The sequence below is a fragment of the Trebonia sp. genome (assembly GCF_049794275.1).
GTDB lineage: Bacteria > Actinomycetota > Actinomycetes > Streptosporangiales > Streptosporangiaceae > Trebonia.
Genome location: NZ_JBARCR010000991.1, coordinates 1 through 1,580, shown reverse-complemented (window position 1 = coordinate 1,580; position 1,580 = coordinate 1). Strand labels below are relative to the sequence as shown.

Here is a 1,580-nt window from a genome sequence, read left to right as displayed (position 1 = left end):
GTTCACGGCGGACGGCCCGGCGCTCGACGAACTGTGCCGGATCGCCGACGCGCTGCGCCGGGACGTGGTGGGCGACGATGTGACGTACCTGGTCACCAGGAACATCAACTTCACCAACGTCTGCTACACCGGCTGCCGTTTCTGCGCCTTCGCCCAGCGGCGCACGGACGCCGACGCGTACACCCTCTCGCTCGACCAGGTCGCCGACCGCGCCGACGAGGCGTGGGCCGCGGGGGCCACCGAGGTATGCATGCAGGGCGGCATCCACCCTGACCTGCCGGGCACCGCGTATTTCGACATCGCCGCCGAGGTCAAGCGCCGCTGCCCCGGCATGCACGTCCACGCGTTCTCGCCGATGGAGGTGATGAACGGGGTAGCCCGCACCGGGCTGCCGCTGCGCGAGTGGCTGGTCCGGGCCAGGGAGGCCGGCGTGGGCTCGCTGCCGGGCACGGCCGCCGAGATCCTCGACGACGACGTGCGCTGGGTGCTCACCAAGGGAAAGCTGCCCGCCGCGGACTGGATTGAGGTGGTCAGCACCGCGCACGACCTGGGCATCCCGACGACGGCGACGATGATGTACGGCCACGTGGACGCCCCGCACCACTGGGTGGGCCACCTCCGGGTGATCCGCGGCATCCAGGAGCGGACGGGCGGGTTCACGGAGTTCGTGCTGCTCCCGTTCGTGCACACCAGCGCGCCGATCTACCTGGCCGGCCTGGCCAGGCCGGGCGTTACCAGGCGGGAGAACCGCGCCGTGCACGCGGTGTCCAGGATCATGCTGCACGGCGCGGTCGGCTCGATCCAGTGCTCGTGGGTCAAGCTTGGTGACGAGTTGTGCCGCGACGTGCTGAACGGCGGCGTCAACGACCTGGGCGGCACGCTGATGGAGGAGACGATCAGCAGGATGGCCGGCGCCGACAACGGCTCGTTCAAGACGATCAGCGACCTGCGCGCGATCACCGAGCCGCTCGGCAGGCCGCTCCGCCAGCGAACGACCCTCTACGGCACCCCGTCGCCCGACCGCCTGGCGGCGGCGACGGCCAGCGACGGCGTGGCCGCCTCGGTACGGGCAGGCCTCCCGATCCTGGCTCGCTAGGTGGCGCGCGTGAGCGAACCGGGCATCATCGCCGCCGGCGAGGGCACGATCGTCGCGGCGCGGGGAAGCGTCATGGCGTTCAAGGCGATCGCCGCGCAGACCGGCGGGGACTTCTCGCTCATGGAGCGGACGGTCCCGCCGCGTGGCCGCCGCCCGCTGCCGCATCGCCATGTGAACTGCTCTGAGGCCTTCTGGGTGCTCGACGGGACGATCACGTTCGTCCTGGACGGCGTCGAGCAGCGGGGACGCCGAGACGACTTCCTGCTGGTGCCGCGCGGCGCGGGGCACACCTTCGGCAACGACGGCGAAGCGCCCGCGCGGCTGCTTGTCCTGCACGCCCCCGCGATGGACGCCTACTTCGCCGAACTCGACGCGCTCTGGTCCAGGGAGACCCCGCCATCCCCGGAGGAAGAGCGCGCCCTGATGTCCCGCTACGGCATGGAACCCGCCTGACAGGCCCGTGCGGCCACCCCCCGAACGTGGT

Annotated in this window: 2 protein-coding genes; both read left to right on the top strand. The window is 71.6% G+C overall.

Features of this window, described 5'->3' with window-relative positions:
• Positions 1-1,096: 5-amino-6-(D-ribitylamino)uracil--L-tyrosine 4-hydroxyphenyl transferase CofH (gene cofH / locus WA805_RS25135; RefSeq protein ID WP_425243572.1), on the top strand; the 1,096-nt coding region annotated here is incomplete at its 5' end.
• 9 nt (positions 1,097-1,105) lie between these two features.
• Positions 1,106-1,549: a cupin domain-containing protein gene (locus WA805_RS25130; RefSeq protein ID WP_422339945.1), complete on the top strand. Its 444-nt coding sequence runs from the start codon at positions 1,106-1,108 to the stop codon at positions 1,547-1,549.
• Positions 1,550-1,580 lie beyond the last annotated feature (31 nt).